Annotated in this window: 16 protein-coding genes and 1 tRNA gene; 8 read left to right on the top strand and 9 right to left on the bottom strand. The window is 26.7% G+C overall.

From position 1 onward, the window contains the following. Positions 1-185 precede the first annotated feature (185 nt). From MALL_RS01485 to MALL_RS01510, 6 genes are all read left to right on the top strand, one after another. On the top strand, positions 186-3,494 hold the full coding sequence (locus MALL_RS01485) for a hypothetical protein (protein WP_005683435.1): 3,309 nt from the start codon (positions 186-188) through the stop codon (positions 3,492-3,494). A 100-nt stretch (positions 3,495-3,594) separates the two neighbouring features. Next, positions 3,595-3,671, top strand: a tRNA-Arg gene (locus MALL_RS01490). A 99-nt stretch (positions 3,672-3,770) separates the two neighbouring features. Beyond that, complete coding sequence (locus tag MALL_RS01495) at positions 3,771-4,979, top strand: arginine deiminase (protein WP_005683356.1); 1,209 nt, start codon at positions 3,771-3,773, stop codon at positions 4,977-4,979. A gap of 56 nt (positions 4,980-5,035) precedes the next feature. Continuing rightward, complete coding sequence (argF, locus tag MALL_RS01500; protein WP_005683336.1) at positions 5,036-6,079, top strand: ornithine carbamoyltransferase; 1,044 nt, start codon at positions 5,036-5,038, stop codon at positions 6,077-6,079. Between the two features lies 1 nt (position 6,080). Beyond that, positions 6,081-7,013: a carbamate kinase gene (gene arcC, locus MALL_RS01505; protein WP_005683429.1), complete on the top strand. Its 933-nt coding sequence runs from the start codon at positions 6,081-6,083 to the stop codon at positions 7,011-7,013. A 1-nt stretch (position 7,014) separates the two neighbouring features. Continuing rightward, positions 7,015-8,697 (top strand): APC family permease, encoded by a 1,683-nt coding sequence (locus MALL_RS01510; protein WP_005683276.1) that lies wholly within the window; start codon positions 7,015-7,017, stop codon positions 8,695-8,697. 77 nt (positions 8,698-8,774) lie between these two features. Here the strand turns inward: MALL_RS01510 and MALL_RS01515 are convergent, their stop codons facing one another. The 6 genes from MALL_RS01515 to MALL_RS01545 all read right to left on the bottom strand — a co-directional run bounded on the left by MALL_RS01515 (position 8,775) and on the right by MALL_RS01545 (position 18,643). Next, positions 8,775-11,354 carry a hypothetical protein gene (locus tag MALL_RS01515; RefSeq protein WP_005683387.1) on the bottom strand — a complete coding sequence of 860 codons (2,580 nt, stop codon included), beginning with the start codon at positions 11,352-11,354 and terminating at the stop codon, positions 8,775-8,777. 355 nt (positions 11,355-11,709) lie between these two features. Continuing rightward, positions 11,710-13,347: an arginine--tRNA ligase gene (gene argS, locus MALL_RS01520; RefSeq protein ID WP_005683340.1), complete on the bottom strand. Its 1,638-nt coding sequence runs from the start codon at positions 13,345-13,347 to the stop codon at positions 11,710-11,712. Between the two features lie 123 nt (positions 13,348-13,470). Beyond that, a complete protein-coding gene (locus MALL_RS01525; protein ID WP_005683267.1) occupies positions 13,471-14,436 on the bottom strand; it encodes a DHH family phosphoesterase in 966 nt (321 codons plus the stop codon). 30 nt (positions 14,437-14,466) lie between these two features. Continuing rightward, positions 14,467-15,429, bottom strand: coding sequence for a DHH family phosphoesterase (locus MALL_RS01530; RefSeq protein ID WP_005683325.1), 963 nt, complete (start codon positions 15,427-15,429; stop codon positions 14,467-14,469). Positions 15,430-16,234: 805 nt separating this feature from the next. Beyond that, positions 16,235-17,227 carry a hypothetical protein gene (locus MALL_RS01540; RefSeq protein WP_156785615.1) on the bottom strand — a complete coding sequence of 331 codons (993 nt, stop codon included), beginning with the start codon at positions 17,225-17,227 and terminating at the stop codon, positions 16,235-16,237. A gap of 48 nt (positions 17,228-17,275) precedes the next feature. Further along, positions 17,276-18,643, bottom strand: a complete 1,368-nt coding sequence (locus MALL_RS01545) for an FAD-dependent oxidoreductase (protein WP_005683400.1) — start codon at positions 18,641-18,643, stop codon at positions 17,276-17,278. Between the two features lie 149 nt (positions 18,644-18,792). Here MALL_RS01545 and MALL_RS01550 point away from each other — a divergent pair, with 149 nt between their 5' ends. Next, positions 18,793-19,533 carry a phosphotransferase gene (locus MALL_RS01550; protein ID WP_005683305.1) on the top strand — a complete coding sequence of 247 codons (741 nt, stop codon included), beginning with the start codon at positions 18,793-18,795 and terminating at the stop codon, positions 19,531-19,533. On the opposite strand, the gene MALL_RS01555 is transcribed toward MALL_RS01550, so the two are convergent. Genes MALL_RS01555 through MALL_RS01565 form a run of 3 tightly spaced genes read right to left on the bottom strand, consistent with a single transcriptional unit; the run spans position 19,534 to position 21,702 of the window. Continuing rightward, the gene (locus MALL_RS01555; protein ID WP_005683418.1) at positions 19,534-20,271 is read right to left on the bottom strand and encodes a ribonuclease HIII; all 738 of its coding nucleotides are present in this window, start codon (positions 20,269-20,271) and stop codon (positions 19,534-19,536) included. Continuing rightward, positions 20,264-21,169, bottom strand: coding sequence for a Cof-type HAD-IIB family hydrolase (locus MALL_RS01560; RefSeq protein ID WP_005683314.1), 906 nt, complete (start codon positions 21,167-21,169; stop codon positions 20,264-20,266). Before MALL_RS01560 ends, MALL_RS01555 begins: the two co-directional genes overlap by 8 nt. Positions 21,170-21,180: 11 nt before the next feature. Beyond that, a complete protein-coding gene (locus MALL_RS01565) occupies positions 21,181-21,702 on the bottom strand; it encodes a metallophosphoesterase family protein (RefSeq protein ID WP_005683385.1) in 522 nt (173 codons plus the stop codon). Between the two features lie 456 nt (positions 21,703-22,158). Between MALL_RS01565 and MALL_RS01570 the strand changes: the two genes are divergently transcribed. Continuing rightward, on the top strand, positions 22,159-22,686 hold the full coding sequence (locus MALL_RS01570; protein WP_005683324.1) for a tRNA (cytidine(34)-2'-O)-methyltransferase: 528 nt from the start codon (positions 22,159-22,161) through the stop codon (positions 22,684-22,686). Positions 22,687-22,692: the final 6 nt, after the last annotated feature.

A 22,692-nucleotide genomic window follows, 5' to 3' on the forward strand; every position in this document is an offset into this window, starting at 1 on the left:
TCGGATTAGGTCGATTTTTTAATTTTTTTATATTTTTTTTGTGAATAAATTATAAAAAAATTCCTAAAAAACCATATTCAACTATTTCATAGGTAAAAATAATTTAGCAAAAAGGGGTTGTGAGTGATAAAACACTAAAAATTAAGATAAAATTATTAATATAATAATAAATATATGAGGTAATTATGAAAAAGATAAGAAACAAAGTTCTTATAGGTGCAGCAATTGCAACCCCTATTGTAACATTGGGAACAATAAGTGGAGTATACGGCAATGAACTAGGCGCAACAAATTTAACTTTAAAAAATCACGCTGCTTCTAGCACTGGAGCAAAAGCTTATGCTGCATATGGTGGAGAATTAAAATCAAAACTTAATGATGAAAAATATCAATTTGAAAGAGATTCATGAACTGTTGATTGAAGATTTACATCAGCAAACTATGAAGCTGGAAACATGTATGTTGATATTTCCTTCCCTTTCGATACTAACTTAAGAGCTTATGAGATTTATCATAAATATAAAACAACAACCGACTTTAAAGTTCAATTTTTAAATGTTAATGACCAGGTTTTGTTTGAAAAAAGACATAGAAATCCAAATGGTGTAGGAAACAAAACAACTTATATACACAACAATATGGTTCAAGGTGTTAGAAAATTAAAAATTATTTTTCTAGACTGAAAAAACACAAATCTTGGTGTTGTTGAAATAAGAGCATTTGATGCAACACTTGATACACTTCTTTATGACAAAGTTAAAAATATGGATCTTAACAACAGAGATTGATATGATAACGATAAATACATTAAATACGGAAATAGATTAAGAGAAATTAAAAAAGAACTTGAGTCAAGCATCCAATCTGAAATGAATGTTTATGAATGAACATATGAAAATCGTAGAGCTTTAAGAACATCAATGCCAAGAAGCGAATACGAAAAACGTAAAGATGAAATTGAAAAATTAATTTCTGGATTAAGTTCAAATAAACAAACTGCTCTTGATTATGCAAATCAAAAAATGGCACAAGCTGATAAAAATACAAATCTAAAATATCCAGAAGCTTTAGAAGACTACAAAAATAAAATACAAGCAATAATAGATGAAATTAACAAAAAACCAGTTTATGTTTTTTCTGAAGGTAAAAACTTTAGAGATAGATTAGACAAAATTACTTTCCTAGATGAAAATCCTAAAAAGAGAGAAATAGTTGAAACATTATCAAGAATGTTTAATGAAAGATTCAACAAAAGAATTGAAGAAGAAGAAAAAAAATATAAAGACGAAGTTAAAAAAGTTCTTGATAAAGCTAAATCAATTGATGGAAAAAGTTTTAATCCTCAATATGGAAATTTTAAAAATGAAATTAAAAGACTACAAGGTATAAGAGATAGTAGAAACTTATTATCTTACAAAGAGTTTTTACAAGAAACAATTGAAGAAAAAATTAAATCTCCTTTAAGTGATTATTCACCTTCATCTGTTGAATTGTACAAATCAAAATTAAAAGAATTGGCATTTAAAGTTGATACAACATTTGTTCTTGACACACCAGAATATATAAAATATTCTGCAACATTAACTGAATTAAACTCTGTTTTAATTCCTAACTATAACAATTTAATTGGTGTTTTAAACAAAGAAAAAGATTCTAAAAAGCCTGGTTATTCGTCAGCTTCAGTTAAAAAATTTAAGGATGAATTAGAAAAATTAATTGGTGAACTAAAGGACAAAAAAACCTTGTCTATAGAAGAAATGGACAAATATTTTGTTAGATTAAATGAATTAAAATCAAAAACTTTAGTTAAAAATGCAGATGTATTAAAAGCTGAATTAACACTAGTTAGTTCTCCTAAATTAGCTAAAGACGTTTATACTGAACCTTCTTGAGAAAGATTTAGTAAAACACTTGATGAATATCAAAGTTTAACAAGTGGCGATGTTTTAGAATCAACACTAGGTAAAAAATTAGAAGAAATTAGAAAAATACCATCAATTTTAGAGACCAATAAAAATGATTTATTAAAAACAGTTGAAAATATCGAAAAAGAGTTAAACACAAAAAATCCTAGTGATAAATCCAAATTTACTGAATCATTGAATGTATTCAAATCAAAAATAAATACTCTCGACGAATCAAAAGTTAAAAAAGCTGAATATGACACTTACCTAGGTGAATTAGACAATTTACAATTAAGTTTCTTTGTGTTTAAAGATGTTTTGAACAAACTATATGATTCTAAATTTGGAGAAAATCAAAAACAATTTTTAAATGCAGAAGGATTAGAAAAATACAAAAAAGAAATCTCTGATTTAAAAACTGAAATTTCAAATACAACTACAAATAAATTTGTTGATTACAAAAAACTAGAAGGTAAAATTGATAACTTATTATTCTCAGTTGGTACAAACAAAGAAGTTTTAGAAGAATCATTAACTGATGCAATAACAAAATTAAATTTAGACTTGTATACAGAGGAATCTATTGTTGCATTTAACACAGAATTAGAAAATATTAGAACTGAATTTAAAGATGCACAAGTAAATGTTGCAAAATTAAAAGAAGGTCAAGCAAAAATAGCTGAAGCTACTAAAAAATTAATAACTTATAAAACTAATTTAAAAACTGCATTAGAAGAAGCTAAAAACAAACAACTATCAGACAAAATTTCTCCAGAAAAAGCTGAACAATACAAAGCTGGAATTAATCAATTATTTGAAAAAGTTAATGCTGTCCCGGACGACTTATTAAGATTTACAGAATATGCAACATTCTTAAGTGAATTAAATAGTCTTTCTTCACTAGTAGATCAAATAACATTTAAAAAATTATTAACTTTTGCTAGAGAAAAAAATACAAAACTTTTCACTGAAGAATCATGAGTTTTATACAGTAAAAAACTTGATGAAATTGAAAAAGAATATAATGCAAAAACTGCTGTAACTCCTGTGGAAGAACAAAGATTTATTTCTAGATTAGGAGAAATTGAAAAAGTACTCCAAACATATGGATCAAAATTAGTTTTAGATATTACAAAATTAAGATTAATTAACGCTTCATTATACTCTCCAGATTCAATCGATAATTTCTTTGATTCACTAGGTCTTTTAGAATTACAATATTCAACAAGAGATTTAACTCTAGCTGACTATGAAAAAGGAATGAAAGAAGCAAATTCAAAAGTTTCATTACTAAGAACATTCCCTCAAGCGCTAGCGGACAGAATAAAAGAATCTAAAGATAGACACCCATCTGAAAGTTTCAATAAAGACTTGTATGATAAGTATGAAAGTGCCTTATCTGAAGTGCAAAAAGGACAAGAAAAAGTAAACGAAACAAATTATCATGAATACTTAGATTCAATTGCAAAAGCAGAAAAACTTCTAGAAAAAACAGGTTGAGTAATCCCAACACTAATCGTTTTAGATACATTATTAATATTTGGAATTATTGGATTATTAATTAAAAAATTCGTTTCAAAGAAAAAATAAATTCAAAAATAGCTAATTAATTTTGGCTATTTTTTTCATAATTTTTCCTTATTATTTTTATATGTTTGTTTATTACAAATGAAGTATAATTAATAAGCGTGGCCACGTAGCTCAATTGGATAGAGCACAAGCCTCCTAAGCTTGGTGTTAGCGGTTCAATCCCGCTCTTGGTCGCCAATTTTTTTTGCACTTTTTTTCCATAATTTACTATTTAAAGGCAATGTAATATAATAAAAGTGATAATACATATTATCACAATTTGAATGGAGAGTAACAATGAGTAAAATCAATGTATACAGTGAAGTGGGCAGGCTTAAAGAAGTCCTAGTTCACACACCAGGCGACGAGATAAGGCGGATTTCACCTACTCGTTTAGAAGAATTACTTTTTTCAGCAATTCTAGAACCGGACACGGCTATAGAAGAGCACAAAAGATTTCTTAACGTTCTTGAAAAAAATGGAATTAAAGCTATTCAACTTGATGAATTAGTTGCACAAACATACGATCAAGTTGATCAAAAAATCAAAGATGAATTTATTGATCAATGATTACAAGAAGCTAAACCAGTTTTAAATGACCAACTTAAAAAATTGGTTAAAAACTACTTATTGAAAAGCCAAAAAGAATTCTCAACCAAAAAAATGGTAAGAATTATGATGGCAGGAATAGACAAAAAGGAAATAAATATTGACCTAGATCGCGACTTAGTTGTAGATCCTATGCCAAACTTGTATTTCACAAGGGATCCTTTTGCTTCTGTAGGAAATGGAATTTCACTACACAATATGAAATATCAAACTCGTAAAAGAGAAACAATATTTGCACAATTTATTTTTAAATACAATAAAGATTACAAAACAACACCTCACTGATTTGATCGCTTTGATCATGGAAGTATTGAAGGTGGAGATGTATTTGTATATACCAAAGACACTTTAGTAATTGGTATAAGTGAAAGAACAACTAAAGAAGCGGTCTTAAACATTGCAAAAAAAATTAAGGCTAACACCGATTCAAAATTTAAAAAAATCGTTGCTATTAATGTGCCCCCAATGCCAAACTTAATGCATTTAGACACATGAATAACTATGGTTGATCACGATAAGTTCTTATATTCACCAAACATGATGAAATCACTTAAATTTTGGTTAATAGATTTAAGTAAAGAAATCAAAATGGTTGAACTTGAAGAAAGTTTATCTAATATGTTAGAAGCTATCATTGGAAAAAAACCAATATTAATACCTATTGCTGGAAAAAATGCATCACAATTAGATATAGATATTGAAACACACTTTGATGGAACAAATTACTTAACTATTGCACCTGGAGTTGTGGTTGGTTATTCACGTAATAAACTAACTCAAAAAGCTCTAGAAGATGCCGGAGTTAAAGTACTTTCTTTTGATGGAAATCAATTATCACTAGGAATGGGATCTGCAAGATGCATGTCAATGCCACTAGTAAGAGAAGATATAAAATAATAAAATTTGATTAATTACTGTGAAATTCAGTATTTTTAATCATGCTTAGGAGAAATATGCCAACAAATTTAAAAGGTCGTTCATTAGACTCTGCTCTAAACTTTACAACTGACCAAATTAACTACTTAATAGATTTATCTATCGATCTTAAAAAATCAAAACAACAAGGATTACATACTGCACATCGTCCTTTAATTGGAAAAAACATAGCAATTATGTTTCAAAAAGACTCAACAAGAACTAGATGTGCTTTTGAAGTAGCAGCTTTTGACATGGGTGCAGGTTGCACATACATAGGCCCAGCAGGATCAAACTTTGGTAAAAAAGAGTCTATAGAGGATACTGCAATGGTATTAGGTCAATTCTATGATGGAATTGAATTTAGAGGATTTAAACAAAGCGATGTTGATGCTTTAGTTAAATATTCAGGAGTTCCAGTATGAAACGGATTAACTGATGATGAGCATCCAACACAAATGTTAGCTGACTATATGACTATTAAAGAGCTAAAAGGTGATTTAAAAGGTAAAAAAATAGTATTTGCAGGAGATATTAAAAATAATGTTGCTCGTAGCATTATGATCGGTGCATCATTTGTAGGAATGCATGTAGTTTTATGTGGTCCTAAAGAACAACATGAAATAGTTAAAAAAGGACCAAACCATAAAAAAGTTTATGACCAAGTTCAAGAGTTATTTAAGCGTAATGGTGGATCAGTTTCATTTAGTGACGACAAAATCAAAGCCGCTAAAGATGCTGATGTAATTTATACAGATGTTTGAGTATCACTTGGTGAAGACTTTTCGTTATTTGAACCTAGAATTAAAGAATTAGGTGCTTACCAAGTTGATATGGCAATGTTAAAAGCTGCTAAAGAAGATGTTTCATTTTTACACTGTTTACCAGCATTCCACGATGATCACACTGCTTTTTCAGCCCAAATCAAAGAAACATTCGGAAAAGATTATCCAGTTGTTGCTACAGGAGCTATGGAAGTGACAGACAAAGTATTCCAGTCAAAACACAATAAATCAATTCAACAAGCTGGAAATAGAATGCATACAATAAAAGCAGTTATTTTAGCTACATTAGGATACTAATATGGCAAAAATAGTAATCGCTTTAGGCGGAAATGCACTTGGAAATAATCCTGATGAACAGAAAGAATTAGTTAAAATTCCTGCTCAAAAAATTGCTCAATTAGTAAAAAAAGGTCACAAAGTTCTTGTTGGGCATGGAAATGGCCCACAAGTAGGAATGATCTTTAATGCCTTTGCTGATGCTAAAAAAGTAAATTCAAAAACACCAAATGTTCCTTTTGCTGAAGCAGGAGGAATGTCACAAGGTTACATTGGTTATCATATGCTAACAGCAATTAGTAACGAATTATTAAAAGAAAAACTAAATAATGATGTTTTATATTATTTAACACAAACTATAGTAGATAAAAATGATAAAGCGTTCAGTAATCCTACTAAACCAGTTGGTCCATTTTATCAAACCAGACAAGAAGCAGAAATTAATAATCCTAATTCAACAATTATTGAAGATGCAGGTAGAGGATTTAGAAAAGTTGTGCCTAGCCCGCTTCCTATTGATTTTTTAGGAATCAATTCAATTAAAAAAAGTTTCTTAGATGATAATATCGTTATTGTCGGTGGAGGAGGTGGAATACCTACTATTTACCAAAATGACCTATACACTGGCGTAGATGGCGTTATTGATAAAGATTTTGCTTTATCTAAAATAGCTACTAAAGTGCAAGCAGACATATTCATTGTTTTAACCGCAGTAGAGTATGTTTATGTAAATTACAATAAAGAAAATCAAGAAAAATTAGAAAAAGTAAACACAAAAAAATTAGAAGAATATATCGCTCAAAATCAATTTGCACCAGGTAGCATGTTACCTAAGGTGCAAGCCGCAATTGCCTTTGTTAAAGCTAAAAAAGGAAATGTTGCAATTATTGCCTCTCTTGATAAACTTCAAGAAGCAATTGCTGGTAAAAGTGGTACAAGAATAGGAGACGATTAATATGGAAAAAGAAAAAATTCAAACTCCAAGTACTAAGAAAAAGATTTCATTTTTTTCTGCAATGCTTATAGTTATGGGAGGATCAATTGGTGCAGGAATATTTTTTAAATCAGGAACTGTTTTAGGAAATTCACAAAGTAGCTTAATTCTAGCAATTTTCTGCTGACTTATAGCTTCTTGTGCTGTTATTGCAATGGCACTTGCATTAATTGAAGTTTCATCTGTAAAAAATGATAACTTATCACTTATAGGTTGATGTAAAGTATTTAATGGTAGAACAATATATAAAGCTTCCAAAAACTTTATGGTCTATGTTTATTTACCATTAACATACTTATTTATGCCTCTTTATGTTCTTTTATCCTTGCAGGATGGACTTGCAGGAATTCTTAATAAATCAGCAACTTTTGGAACTGGTGCTGATTGAATAATTTGAACAATTATTTCATTAGTTATAACAATTTACTTTTTAACAGTTCCAACATTATGATCAAAACTTGGTGATATTCATAATAAAGTTGTTTTAGCAGTTAAATTCATACCTTTAGTGTTTGTTACTGTTATTGGTTTTGTCTTAATTTTTGCAGGTAAAAGTGGAGTTGGTGATGTACATATTCACTTTCAAGCAGCTGGAAAATTCTCAGAAGGCTCAGGAGTTCTAGGTATTAATGGAATTGGTGCTGGTCTTGGAATGTTTCTATCTATGTCAGCAATATTCTTTGCATATGATGGATTTTATGTAGCAAGCGGAATTCAATCAGAAATGAAAGAACCTAAAAAAACACCTATGGCATTATTTTTTGGTCTAGGAATTACAACAATAGTTTATTTATTAATTTCAATTTCACTTTCATTAAATGGTGGAAACGTATTTAGTATGGGTGACTTTTTTGGAAAAATGATTGGTGAAACCCCTTCAAGAATTATTTTTGGTGTAATGAACTTAATGATAGCAATAGGAGTTCTAGGAATTATTAATGGATTTTCAATGTGAGCTCCTCGTTATGTTGAAGATTTATTAGCACAAGGTGAATTACCATTTTGAGAAAAAGTTAAAGGAAAATTAAATCCTAATTTCCCTAAAATTGGTGTTATTTATGCACTAAGCATTACAATTCCAGTAGTAATTGTTTTTACAATAATTGGTGCTTTAGCATATGTTCCAAATGGAGTTTATACAGGATATGATTCGGAAGGATCAAATTCAATGCAAAGACTTTATGGATTTGCAGATCTAATGTCAAACTGAACAGCATTATTTACATTTGCATTTATTGGTGCGGCAATTTATGGAGGAATAAAAAATCGTAAATCAAATAAAATACATATAAATGATAAAAAACAATATTTCTTAATAGCAGCTTGAGTTGCTGTAATCTTAGTATTTGCAGCTTTAACATTTACAGTAGTTGTTCCTATTATTGACTTATTTGCAATAGGTGCTATGGATAAGACAAAAATGGCAGCAGCTTTAATGGAAAGCGAAAAGATAACTCTTCAAGAAGCTACAGCATTAGCAGATAAAAATTACAATATACAAGTAATTAGTAGAGTAACTTTAGTAATTGTTTTAGGTTTAAATCTTTTCTTAACATTTATTCCTACTTTGATTGAAGATTACTTGGCAAAGAAAAAATATGGTTCATTAGAAAAATTCGAACAATATAAACAAAAAACCCTATAAACAAGGGAAATTGAACAAAAAATCTTAATTGGTTTTTTGTTTTTTTTATATAAAAAACAAGCGTATGCTTGTTTATTTTATAAGTGAAAATTGCCTTCAAAAATATTAAATTCAAGATCTTTTGTTGATTCACCTACTTTAATTCTAAAAGTGAATTTAACAAATTGTCTTCCTTCAAATCTATTATTTTGATTCGATTCTCTAGAAACTTTAAAATTACTTAAAATTTTTGCTTCTTCACCTAACTTAATTAATTCAACTATTTTAGCAGCTAAATCTTTTTGAATTGCACTTGAAAATAGTTTTTGTAATTCTACATAAACTAGCCCATTATTATTTAATGAATTAATTGTATTGTAATTATTAATAAATAAGTTATCTACTTTTACTCCTGAAATTTGTTTTTTAACTTTTGTGTCAAAGAAATCAAGAATCAAGAATTCTGTTTCAGAATTATTGTAATATTTTGCGAATTCACCTTTTAGTGTAATGTCTCTTTCATATCTTCTTAATTTACCTTGAGAATCTCTTAAACTGTGTGTTCTAAAAAACAATCTAAATGGTTCATTAGGAAAATTATTATCAACTTCTACTCCTGTTAATGTATATGCTAAAGTAGATGTTCCTGGATAAATTTTCTTTAAAAAGCTAATTGTGTGAGGGCTTAAAACTTTAGCAAGTAAATTAACTAATTCTAAACCTTTTTTGCTTTTTAACTCATCAACTGTAATAGCATTACTTCCAAATTCACGTTTTGAATTAACGATAGGATTTTTTAATTCTCAATCTAATTTATCTAAATCTCTATTCATTGAATCACTAATTTCAGCGTTCTTCTTATCTTTTTCAGTAGGACTTAAAGTAGGTTTAGGATTTGTATTATTTGGTTTTGGTGAAGTAGTTGTATTATTTGGTTTTTCGCTTTCAGAACCAGGTTTTATGTATGTACCATTTAAAACAAAGTTGAAGTTTTTTAATACACCATCATATTTAAATGAGAAACGTAACTTAATACTTGCAGTATTTTTTTGTGCATTAATAACTAACATTTCATCAAATTTTTCGTTATCTAATAAATTATTTTTAGTAAGGTTTTCAAATGAATCAAATAACTCTTTAAGTTCTGCATTATTATCTTTTGAAACTAAAAGTTTTTTAAGTGTTTTTATAAATTGTTGTTTATCTTTTACTAAATTACTTTCATTAGAAACTAACTTAAGTTCTTCAATTAAAGTATTTAAATTAACATTATTAAACTCAGTATTTTCTTTGTATAAGGTAATAAATTTAACTGCATTTTCATCTGTATTAAATAAAGAAACCTTATCACCTGTTAAAGGAAAATGAATAGTTCTATTTTCTTTTTTAAAGTGCACTTCTAAGACTAGTTGTTTATCAATTTCAGTTAATCTTTTTAATTCAACATTTGTATTGTTATCAATTTTTTGAAGTGTTATTGGGCTTATAACATCTTTTATTCATTGATTAATTGTTTCCTTAAGTAACATTGGATAGGCTAAATAAGTATCATTTGATGTTATTCCGTTTCTTATAATTGGTTTTTGTAAAGTTCAATCAGAATTACGTAATTCAAAGTACTCAGAATTGAATTTTGGTTGCAATAAATCAACACTTATATATCTAACTTTATCGATAGCATCCACTTGAATAATTGCCTTATATTTGTCTTTTATGTTTTCATTTTTAGAGATAGAAATTATTTTTAATACATTTCTATTTTTACTTAAATAATCAGCAACTTGTCCGACAAATAATTTATCTTGAATAGCTAAAATATCACCAAATCCAGCATTTTTTATTGTGTCAAACATTATTGCATCTTTAAAATTTATATCTTTTTCAGTAACAATGGGTTGAGCTAAAAGAAAATTAAATTGACTTAATTTAATTCTTAAATTTTCAAAACTTTGTGTTTGATTTGTTTTCTCATCAATAAAATTTAAATCTAAACTATAAGAGTTTTTCAAATTGTTAATATTCATATCAAAGGTTAAGTTATAAATATTATCTGTTTTGTGTTTTAAATTAAAATTTTCAAATTTATCAAACTGATTTAGCAATGTTGTTTGAATTAAATCATCTTGATTAATAGTTGCAAAGTTCATTAATAAAAAGTTTTTCTTTTCACTGTTTGAATAAGATAAAAATTTATTTACAAATTCCTTGTCATTTAATGCATCTTTTAGTAAATTAACAGATCTACCATTAAAAATAGTTTCTAGTCTTTTACCAAAAACCGAACCCGCTTCACTGGTTCTTAAAAAATTTGTATATTCTAATTCATAAGTAATACCATTAATATCAACTTCTAAAGTAACTCTTCCAGTTGCATCATCAATATTTTTAACAGACACTTTACTTCCTGGAACTAATGAAGCAATCTTTAAAATATTTTCTAACTGTTCATTAGTTGAAGATTTATAAAAATTTTCAGATGGTAACATACCTTTATAGTTTTGTATTTCCTTAGTAATTCCTTCTTCAAGAAGATTAAATAGTGATTGATTCTGTTCTTCAAAATTTATCTTTTTTTGAGTTTTGTTTTTTGAAAGGAGTGTTATAGCTGCTGTCATTGCCCCTGTAGCAACAATACCAACTCCTACAAGCGAACCGATAATTATAGATTTTTTTGCCATTTTATACCTCTACCTTAATTGTATTAGAAGTATATAAAATTTATTTTTTATAATGAAAAAAATGCTTAATTTTCATAATGATAAAAAAATAATTACACGTTTTAATGAAAAAATAAAAATTTCTTTATTTTATTAAAAAATAGGTCTAAAAATACAAATTAATATGTTATTTTGATCAAAAAATAAAAAACGGTGAAATGAAAATAAATATTATATTTCTTGTTTTTAATGTTTTACAAAAAATACAAAAAAATTAAATATGAGTTTTATATTTTTTTATCTAAAATTTTTTGAATTAAGACTTTAAAAAAATATATGTACATGCAAAAAGAAAAGAACCTTAGAAGATTCTTTTTTACATTTTATGGTTTATTGTTATTCCAATTAATTTCATTCCAGTTTCTAAAACTGTGTTTGTAGATTTTACTAGAGCTAATAAGCTTTCTTCATTTTCATGTCCAATTACTTTGTCTGAATTTGAATATCATGAATTAAAATCTTTTGCAAGTTTAATTAAATATTGCGTAAGGATATTTGTCATATACAAGTCTGCGGATTTATCTATTATTTCTGGAAATTCTAGTAAAGTAGAAATTAATTTTTGATCTACATCTGAATTAAATGTTTTCATTTCAAGCTTGTTTAAATCATAAGTAGTTTTTTGTAATAAACTATATGCTCTTGCATTTGCATATTGAACTAAAATAGCTGGGTTATCATTTGTTTTGTTTTTTGCAATATCTATATCAAAATCTAATTTTGAATTATATGTTCTATCTAATAAAATAAAACGTGCACTATCAACTCCGACTAAGTCAACAAATTCTCTTAAAAAGAAACTTGTGCCTCTTCTTTTTGACATTTTATATTCTTCACCATTTTTTACCAATCTAACTAGCTGCATGCATAATACAACCAAATTATCAGGATTGTTGCCTATATCTTCCATTGCACATTTCATTCTTTTTATATAACCAGAATGATCTGCTCCTCAAACGTTCATAACAACGGTATCTTTATCGTTATTTCTATGATATTTTATATTATGATAAGCAATATCAGGTGTAAAGTAAGTTAAAGATCCATCGCTTTTTACTAAAACTCTATCCTTATCATCACCATGTAAAGTAGTATTTAATCATGTAGCACCATCTTTTTGATAAGTATTTTTTATTTTAGCAAGTGCATCTTTTATTATTTTTTGATCATTTTCATATAGTGATTTTTCGCTAAATCATATATCGAATTTAATTCCTCCAAATTTTTCTAGATCTTTTTTAATTTCTCCTAAAAATAGCTCTACACCATCTTTTTTAAAAACTTCTAAAACTTGACCTTCAAGCTTAATACCTTTAAATTTGTCAGCATATCTTTTAAACATTTGATCAGCAGCTCATTGTATGTCTTCACCTCTGTAGCATTCCTCTGGCATTGGATAATCTTTATTAAACAATTGTTGGTATCTTGAAAATAGTGAATTTGCTAATAGATCAATTTGGTTTCCAGCATCATTTATGTAATATTCACGAGTAATTTTTAAACCTGCAAATTCACAAATATTTGCTACAGTGCTACCAATAGCAGCATTTCTTGCGTGTCCTACATGTAAATAACCTGTTGGATTAGCAGAAACTCATTCAATGTTAATGCTTCCTTTTTTGTTTCCTTTTCCGTAGTTTTTGCCTTTTTTAAGAATGTCATTAATTGCTTGAACAATATAGTTTTTGTTCAAAAATAAATTAATAAAACCAGGACCAGCAACTTCAACTTCTTCTAAATATAATTCATTACTTTTTGTTAATAATTTTTCTTTAATTAAATTAGCAAGTGCTATTGGATTTAATTCTGGAGTTTTATTAATAATTGCCATACTTGTTGAAAAATCTGCATTAGTTTTTGGCTCAATTAAAAATGGTTCTTTAGCTAAATTTAACTCTTTAGCAATAAGTTTTAATTCTTCTAGAATTTTACTTTTTAGTTCAATTTTGTTCATAGTGTTTTAATTATATTATTTTATTTTTCATATTTAAATTATTTATTATGCTAAAACTCAATTTTTTTAGTTGAAATTAACATAAAAAAATAGCCTATATTATAAGCTATTTAATTTTAAAAATTATTGGTTTAAATATTCTTTTACTGCTATAACGCAATCGTTTATAACTTTTTCTACATCATTAAATGAATCAATGATGCATCCTGATGCTCGATCGTGTCCTCCGCCGCCATGCTTACGTGCAACTACATTTACTAAAGGACCATTAGAACGCAATTCAACTCTTATTTTTTTATCTTCTTCTTCTGTAAATTGTACTCAGATTGGGAATCCTTCTAGATTTGCAATTATATTTGGTCTTACCGAAGTTTGAGAAGATTTACCAAATTTTTTAGTTGTTTCTAAATCGTTTAAAACTCAAACAACTCCCTCTTTGGTTTTTAAATTTGAAGCTAATCAAGTGTTGTATTTAAGGTCATTTAAACTTGTTTTAGATAAATTTTCATGTATAAAACTCGCTTGTAACCCATTTTCATATAACATTGCTACTAAATTCATTGTTCTTGCGCTTGTTTTATCATATAAAAATCTTCCTGAATCAGTATTAATACCTAAATAAAGTAAGTTTGCAGCCCTTTGAGTAATTTTTCAATTGTTTACTTTTGCCAATAATGCAATCATTTCGTCAGCTGCTATAAATGAACTATCAACTCATTTTGTATTTTTGTCTAAGTCATCATTGTTTGGATGGTGATCTATTCTTAAAGTTTCTAAAAATAAATTTTTATCTAAAAGTTCTCTGGCTTCTAACCTTTCTTTATCACCTGCATCAACAACAATTCCTAAGGACTTTCCTAAAATTTCATCACTTGGTCAAGCATCATGCACAAGATTTAAAAATTTAAAATAACCTTTAGTATCTCCTACAGCATAAACTTTTTTATGGGGGTAATTTGTTTCAATTAATTCTTTAAGACCAAATTGTGACCCTAAACAATCTCCATCAGGTCTTATATGATGAAAAATAACTATTGAATCGTATTTTTCTATTAATTGAGTAGCAATTTTTTCGTTTCCTATTAACATTATTCTCCTATGGTATAGGTAAATATGAAATTATTTCTCATATTCTGCTATACAATTATTTAATTTTTCTAATACTTCAGGTATTTGATCTCATGAATTTAAAGTAATTCCTGCGGCATTATCATGACCTCCACCGCCATACATATTTGCAACTTTATTTACTAAAGGACCGTTTGAACGTAATCTTCCTCTTACTTTTCCATCCTCTAATTGAATAAAGAAAGCTCAACAACGATTGTCATCAATATTTGCTAATTCATTAACAAATGCAGCAGCTGTTAAACTGTCTAATTGAAATTTTTTCATAACTTCATCGGTAACTTTATAATATAAAACTCTTCCTGATTTTTCAAAATTACTTAAGATGTGTCCTGAATATTGAATATCGGCTAAGGTTCTTTTATTTAACTCGTATAAAATCTTTTTAGGATGAAATCCGTTTTCCATTAAAAACGCAACCAATTCATGAGTTCTAGCTGAAGTATCAGGGTATAAAAATCTACCAGAATCAGTGTTAATTCCTAAATAAATATGTTCACTAGCTTTTTGTGTAACTTTTCACTTTGAATCATAAGCTAGTTTTGCAATCATTTCTGCTGCAGCAACAAAATGCTCATCTACTCATAAATAATCGTATTTAATGTCGCTATCATTTGGATGATGATCAATTCTTAATTTTGCAGTTGTTTTATTTTCGTATAAAAGTGAAGCGCACTCAAGTCTATCTCCGCTTGAAGCATCAACAACAATTCCAAGTGAATTAGTAAAATCTATTTCACTAAAATCGTTAAATTTATAGTTCATAAAATCATATGTATGCATACTGTTTCCAACTGTATAAACTTTTTTGTTTGGATAATTAGTTCTTATTAATTCTGCTAGACCAGCTTGAGAACCTAAACAGTCTCCATCTGGTCTTATGTGATGAAAAATAACTATTGAATCATATTTTTCTATTGCATCTTTTGCAACTTTTGATGTACCTATTAACATAAAAAATTCCTTTCTTTTAAATGTTTAATTTAAGTGTTTTAATTATATAAAATTATTTGTTTTTTCATTATTTTTTGCCTTTATTTGTATGTTGGTAATATAAAAAAATAATAAAAACCACAAATTAATTGTGATTATTATTTTGTTTAAAATTTCTATTTTTGTTTTTTAAAATCAACATACATTATTCTTAATCCTACAAAAATAAGTATTACAAATGGAAGAAATTCCATTAAAACAAAAAATGTTAATTTTGTAAAAATAGGAGCAACTCTAATGCCTTCATCTATGGATATAGCTGAACTTATTACAGTTATTAATTTATATCCAGGTAAAAACATCTGAGGAATTACTTGATATAAATCATAATTTTATGATAGACCTAAAAAAGTCTAAAAAGTATAAAATAAATTGTTAGAGAAAGACAAATGATATTGTAAATGTTGGTATTTTTATGTAATAGTAAACCATATATGGAAAGAAAATAAAAACGTTATTGATGTTAAAGAATAGACAAATCATTCATAATATTTAAAAGATAATTTGTTTTTATTATTCAAAACATCTTACGAAGCACAAATTATTAATAATAATATCGCAAAAGTTATATAAAGTATAAATTCATAAAGTAAAAAACCTGTAATTTTTAATTTTTCTTTGTTAATAGAAATAGAGCAAGAAATAAGAACAGAAAATAGTATTGTAATTGCTAAATGTCCTAAATGTGTACTAGCATATTGAGAAAAAGATTTAGAAAAAATGGCTAAAAATAAATAAATTTATGATAATTTAATCCAAAATTAATTTAAATCTTTTTAAAACCTGTTATAAAAAATTCTGTGGCTGCAAGTATAGTTAAGTCTTCAAAATCCTTAATAAAGATTGCATCTCCAAATCCTATAATTCCTTTTTTATTATCTAATATAGGTTTATAAAACTCTTTAGTTATTAAATTTCCTTTTTCATCTATGTTTGAGTGATTTTTGTCAATATTATCACTTACGTTTTTTATAATTTTTGCATAATTAATTAAATCTTTTTTGTTTATTATTAGTTCAAAAATATTAAAATGTGGATATAAATCAAATAAATAGTTTACATTGAATAATGTTTTATTTCCTTTATGACTAATAGGATATAAAAAATTTATTTCAAAGTCATTGCTATTAATTTCAAAATTAGGAATTTTTGTTTTTAAAAATTCTTTAAAAGAAATGCTTTTATCTAAATAATTGGAATCTAATTCTAAAAAATCATAAACTGTTAGTTCGTTTAAGTATTTATTTTTTATATTAATAACAACTCTTAAATTATTTTGTGTATGTGCGTTAAATGTGTTTTGTATTGCAATTATGTAATCTCTATTTTTTTTAATATTAGATTTTAGTTTTTCTTTTTCTTCCTCTGTAATAGTAGAATTAGTTAATTCTAAATTATAAGAAACTATTCTTTTTTTTATGTCATTGACTGCATTTATAAATGATTTTTTAAAATTTAAAATGTCTTTTAAATCATATGAAATTAAATTTTTTTGTTCATCGTAAAGTCCTAAATCGTTTACTTTGTTAAAATTTATTTCAAATTCTTTATTTTTCATTAATTCAGTAAAATATTCTGATTTTCTATCAAGTCAAACAGCAAAACTTAAATTGTAACTATTATTTATTTCTTCTTTATTTTCAGCTATTTTTGAAAAATAATTTAGAACTGTATTTTCTTTATTAGCACATGATATAGTTAAAAAAGGAAAAATACTTATACTTCCGATCAATAATAATTTTCTTTTAAATTTTTTCATATTTTTATTATACATATAAAAAAAGCGGCAAGCCGCTTTTATATAGATTTATTTTTTGTATTTAATTCCTAAAGCATTTAACATAGGTACTAAGAAGAAGTTAAATGGTTTGTTAAAGTGAGGTAAGAAATAAACATCTGTTAAAGCTATTTCTGGTAATGTTAAGCCTTTTTGAATTGCTAAAGCGAACATGTAAATTACTTCAGTATGCAATGTTTTACCTCATGAACCAATTTGAACACCTAATAATTTAAATGTTGTTGGATCATATGTTATTTTACATGCGACTTTTTCATATGTTGACATAAATTCAGGTCTATCGTTATCAATTCAATATTGTTCCGCTACATTAGAAATGCCATATTTTAAAGCAACTTGTTTTGTTAAACCAGTTGATGCATAGTGACAATCAAAAACATTAATTGCATTTGTTCCTGCTACACCTGGAAATGGTACGTTAAGCCCTGCAATATGTAAAGCAGCTACTAATCCAGTTTTAACAGCATTTGTTGCTAAAGCAGCATGTTGTCATGAACCTGTTACTGAGTGTCTCATCGCTGCTGAATCACCAATAGCATAGATACTTTGGTCTGAAATACTTCTTTGGAATTCATCCACTTTAATTGCTCCATTAGATGTTTTTTCAACATCTGCTAAAGCTTCGGTTCTTGGTTTGAATCCAATTGATAAAATTACTAAATCTGCTTGGTATTCACCTTTATCTGTTACAACTGATGAAACATTTTTACCATCTTTAGATTTAAATTCTTGAACTTTTTCACCTAGTTGAAGTTTAATTCCATCTTTAACAATACGTCTTTCCATTTCTGATGTAAATTCTTCATCAAAATAATTTGGAACTACTCTTGTTTCTAAGTCAATTAATGTAACTTTTTTACCTTGCATATGGAACGCTTCAACAAGTTCTATACCGATGTATCCAGCTCCTACAACAACTACATTTTTTACTTTTTTGTCAATTGCTTTTTGAACAATTTCTTCAGCATGTTGGAATAATTTTGACAACATAATGTTATTATATTGACGGCCTGGGAAGTTTGGCTCAACTGGTCATGTTCCACCTGCAAAAACTAAAGTATCATAGTTATCTTTAAAAGTTCTTCCGGTATTTCCATCAACAACAGTAACTTCTTTTTTCTTTCTATCTATTGCAACTACTTCGTGATTTGTTTTTAAATCTACACCATATTCATTTATTAAAACATCTGGTGATGAATAGAATAAAGCTTCTGGATTATTAAATTCTCCTCCTACTCAAATAGCAATTCCACACCCTAAAAATGAAGTGTTTGTATTTCTATCATAAGCTACAACTTGTGCAGCTGGATTAACAGTTTTTAATGTTCTTAAAAAAGATGTTCCAGCATGGTTTGCACCTACTACTAATATTTTCATATTTCTCCTTAAATTTTTCTTTAAAAAATATATTACAATTTTATAATAAACATAATTTTTTTAAAGTATTTTGGCATTTTTCCATATTTTTCCATATTTTTTTATATTATTTTTTTCTATAAATTTACTCATTAAATATAATTCATTTTATGAAGACAAAAATTAATGGCGGATTCACCAACATTTCGTACAAAGATGGTGATAAATTTTATCAAGAAAAAATCTTAACAGGGTTTAATCACAAAATTGATTATTCGATTTTAGAAAAATTCGGTTTTGTTCCAAAACTTTTAAATAATAATTTAGAAAACATAACTTGAGACTTTGTTGATGGGCAACAACCAGAACCTAGTGAAGAAAATTTAAAAATAATAGCAAATCAACTTTATGAGTTGCATAATAGCAAGACAAAATTTCCTTCTTCTAATCACGCTGCTAGAGTAAAAAAATATCGTCAAATAATCAATGAAAAAAAACTTAACATTCCAGTTTTAAATGATTATTTTAAAAGAGTTAACAATATTTTAGCTAAGAGTAAAAAAGATGTTCCTCTTCACAATGATTTGTGAACCAGAAACATGATTAAAAAAGATGGAAAAATCTTCTTTATAGATTGAGAATATGCAACTATGGGCGACAGACACTTTGATTTAGCTTATTTTATTTGCTCATCAGAATTAAATCAAGAACAAGAAAAAATATTTTTAGAAGAATACCACAATTACTGAGAAGATTATTTAATACAGCAAAAAATATTGGTTAACTATTTAGTTGTTTTATGAGTTAATGCACAAGAAAAAAAACCTTTCGATGAAAAGTTTTACATTGAACAAATTTATAAATTAGATAAGTTGTATCAAGAAAAAAAGGCTAATAAAGAATTTCAATAATTAAATTTTAAAGTTTGTTTTACAAACTTTTTTTAATTCTTCTTCACCAAATTTTTCTTTAAATTCAACAACTTGATTTTTTACTTTCTGATTCGCTCCAAGTAAAAAATCAAAATTATATATTTCTTTTATTTTTTTAAACGAATCTAAAAGCTCCGCGCGAGCCAAAATTGATGCAGCAGCAACTGATAAATGAATACTTTCTGCTTTATGCGCAAGAAGAATCGGACTTTTAAATTCATTTATTTTTGATCAATTATTAAGAATAATTATTTCATCATAATATTTATTAAATGCATTTAAGGTAGTATATTGATCTATAAAAATATAATCTATTTTTACATTTCTAAGACTTAATAACTCTTCAAGCGAGTTTATTGCATGAGAATGAGCAAAAAATTTAAGTTTATGAATATTTTTATAATTATTATCAATTTTATTGTACCCAGAATTACTTAAAACATATGTTTTATAGTAACATTTGGATTTAATTTCGTTAGCTAGATAATGAATTTGTTTTTCGTTTTTTATTAATTTGGAATCCTTAACTCCTAAATTTTTAAAATATTCTAGCAAGTTATTTGGTATAAAAACAGCAGCAGTAACAAGTGGCCCAAAATAATCACCTACACCAGTTTCATCAACACCAATAATGTTTAATTGATTAAGCAAAAAACTAGAATTGTATTCTAGAATTTTTGCATTTTTTGTGACAAATAAATTTTGATTATTAAGCATTTTCCTCTGCTTCGTTTATACGTTTACGTCTTTCTTTTGATTTTGTTATTTGTTCTTCAGGATTATCTAAAAATTTCTTTATGTAGTACCCAACACCACCTTGTTTATTAGTTTTTGAAATTCTTATGGTTGCATGCTTTTTAACATCTTTAGTTGCATTTCCCATTGCTACAGCAACACTTGCAACTTTAAACATTGAAACATCATTAAATCCATCACCAATTGCAACAATATTTTCGTTAGGAATATCATAATAACGCATTAATAAACTTATCGCCTTCCCCTTATTTACAGTTACATTGGTAATATCAAACACTGGCGTTAAACCATCGCCTTTTGATCAATAAGAAAATTCCCCTAAATCACCGTATCTAGCTTTTAAGTATTGTCTTAATCACTCAGGATCTGTTGTTTCTTTAACATCAAAAATTATTCCAGTTGGTTTTAAAGGTATTTTATGAAAATCTAATCCAAGTACAAATTTTGATGAGTCTTTAAATCCAAAAACTTTTTCTAGATCATCATCTCTTTTTTGTAATTGAACTCATCCTGGACCTTCAATAGCAACGTTAGAAATTTCTTTTTGTAGAACTTCATCTCCTAGTACATAGAGCATTTCGTTTAAATTTAAGTATTTGATGTATGGAGCAAAATCTTCATCATATGGATGGTGAATGTGTGCTCCGTTATAGTTAGCAACTATAGTATCTAAATTAAGTGCATTGTAAATAGGTTTAGTGCTTCTTCAAGGTCTACCAGTTAAAATACATACAACGTGACCTTCGCTTTTAGCTCTTTTTATTGCTGCTAAAGTTTCATCATGAATTTGCCCTGTCGCTGATGAACTTAATGTTGTGCCATCTAAATCAATAGCAAATAAATATCTTTGTTTTCCCATATTTCTCCGTTCTAAAATTTTTTTGTAGGATCATAAAAATCTACATTTATTATTTGTTTAGTTAATAAATCAACAGTAATAACCGCATATGAAAATGTGCTTGAAAACCTTGGATAAGTTATACTTCCAGGATTTAGAAAAGCGACAGATTCATTGTCTTTTTGGTAAAAAAGTGGATAGTGAGTATGACCATAAACAAACAAATCAGTTTCTTTAATTTTCTTTGCAAAAATTTCTAACTGACTTGGTGTCATTAATTGCTTATACGATCCAAATAAATGACCATGTGTTACAAATATTCTAAAACCACTTATATTTACAAAATCATTATCAGGTAATTGACTATAAAAATCATTATTGCCAGCCACACATAAATTAAAATTTTTTTTAACTCACTCATCATTTAATTCTGAATCACCAGCAAATACACTAAAATCATGCTTTTCGTGTTTTAAAATTTTTTCTGCCAAACTTTTATTACCATGAATATCAGACATACACAATATTTTGATTATTTCTTGTTGTTTAGACATATATTAATTTTAATATATTAATAAAAAAAATCTAATATTTCCACATTTGCATAATATAATGAAACTACGCTTTTACAAACGGAAATTTAATTAATTACTTAACTTTTTAAAACTACACTAAAACAAATAAATTCAAATAATTGGTTATTAATTCTTTTTTAAAAATGAACATAAAAAATTAAAATGTTAATTTAAATTAAATGTAGTCTTTATTGCTAAAATTACTTTTTTGAAAAAATTGTATATAACTGTTAAAAATTTTATAAATCTTTTTAAAATTAAAAGAAAGAGAGAAATTTTATTTATTTTTTTGCAAGAACAGATGAATTGAATAATAATATTTCTAACATAAATTCCTTATTAAATTAATATTATTTAATTAAACTAAAGTAAATTAGTATTTAATAATTAGCAAAAAAATCTAATATTTATGTATTTACATAATATAATAAAACTATGTTAAATATAGTACTTTTTCAACCGGAAATTTGCCCTAATACCGGCAATATTGTTCGAACGTGTTTTGCGCTAGGAGCAAAACTACATATTATTAAACCTATTTCTTTTGATTTACACCCTAAATACCTAAGAAGATATGGAGCGGGTAAAGTTTTAAGTGATATTAATCATGAAGTTCATGATTCATACAAAGACTTTTATAATAAATATAAAAATAAAAACATTTATTATATAACTAGATATGGCTTAAGAACATACACAGAAAATAACTTTAAAAATGAATATGATAAACATAAAGAAGTTTGATTAATGTTTGGACGAGAATCAACTGGTATTGATAAAAGTATTTTGCAAAACAATTTAGAAAATTGTTTAAGAATACCTATGGTTTCAGAAATGAGATCAATAAATTTAGCAAATAGCGTTTGTATTTTAGGGTTTGAAGTTATGAGACAACTTGATTTTGTAGATTTAAGTAAATTTGAAGTTCAAAAAGGAAAAGATTTTTTACTAGAAAATGAATAAAGAAAT

It is taken from the genome of Mycoplasmopsis alligatoris A21JP2 (genome assembly GCF_000178375.1).
In the GTDB taxonomy this organism is placed as follows: Bacteria; Bacillota_I; Bacilli_A; order Mycoplasmatales; family Metamycoplasmataceae; genus Mycoplasmopsis; species Mycoplasmopsis alligatoris.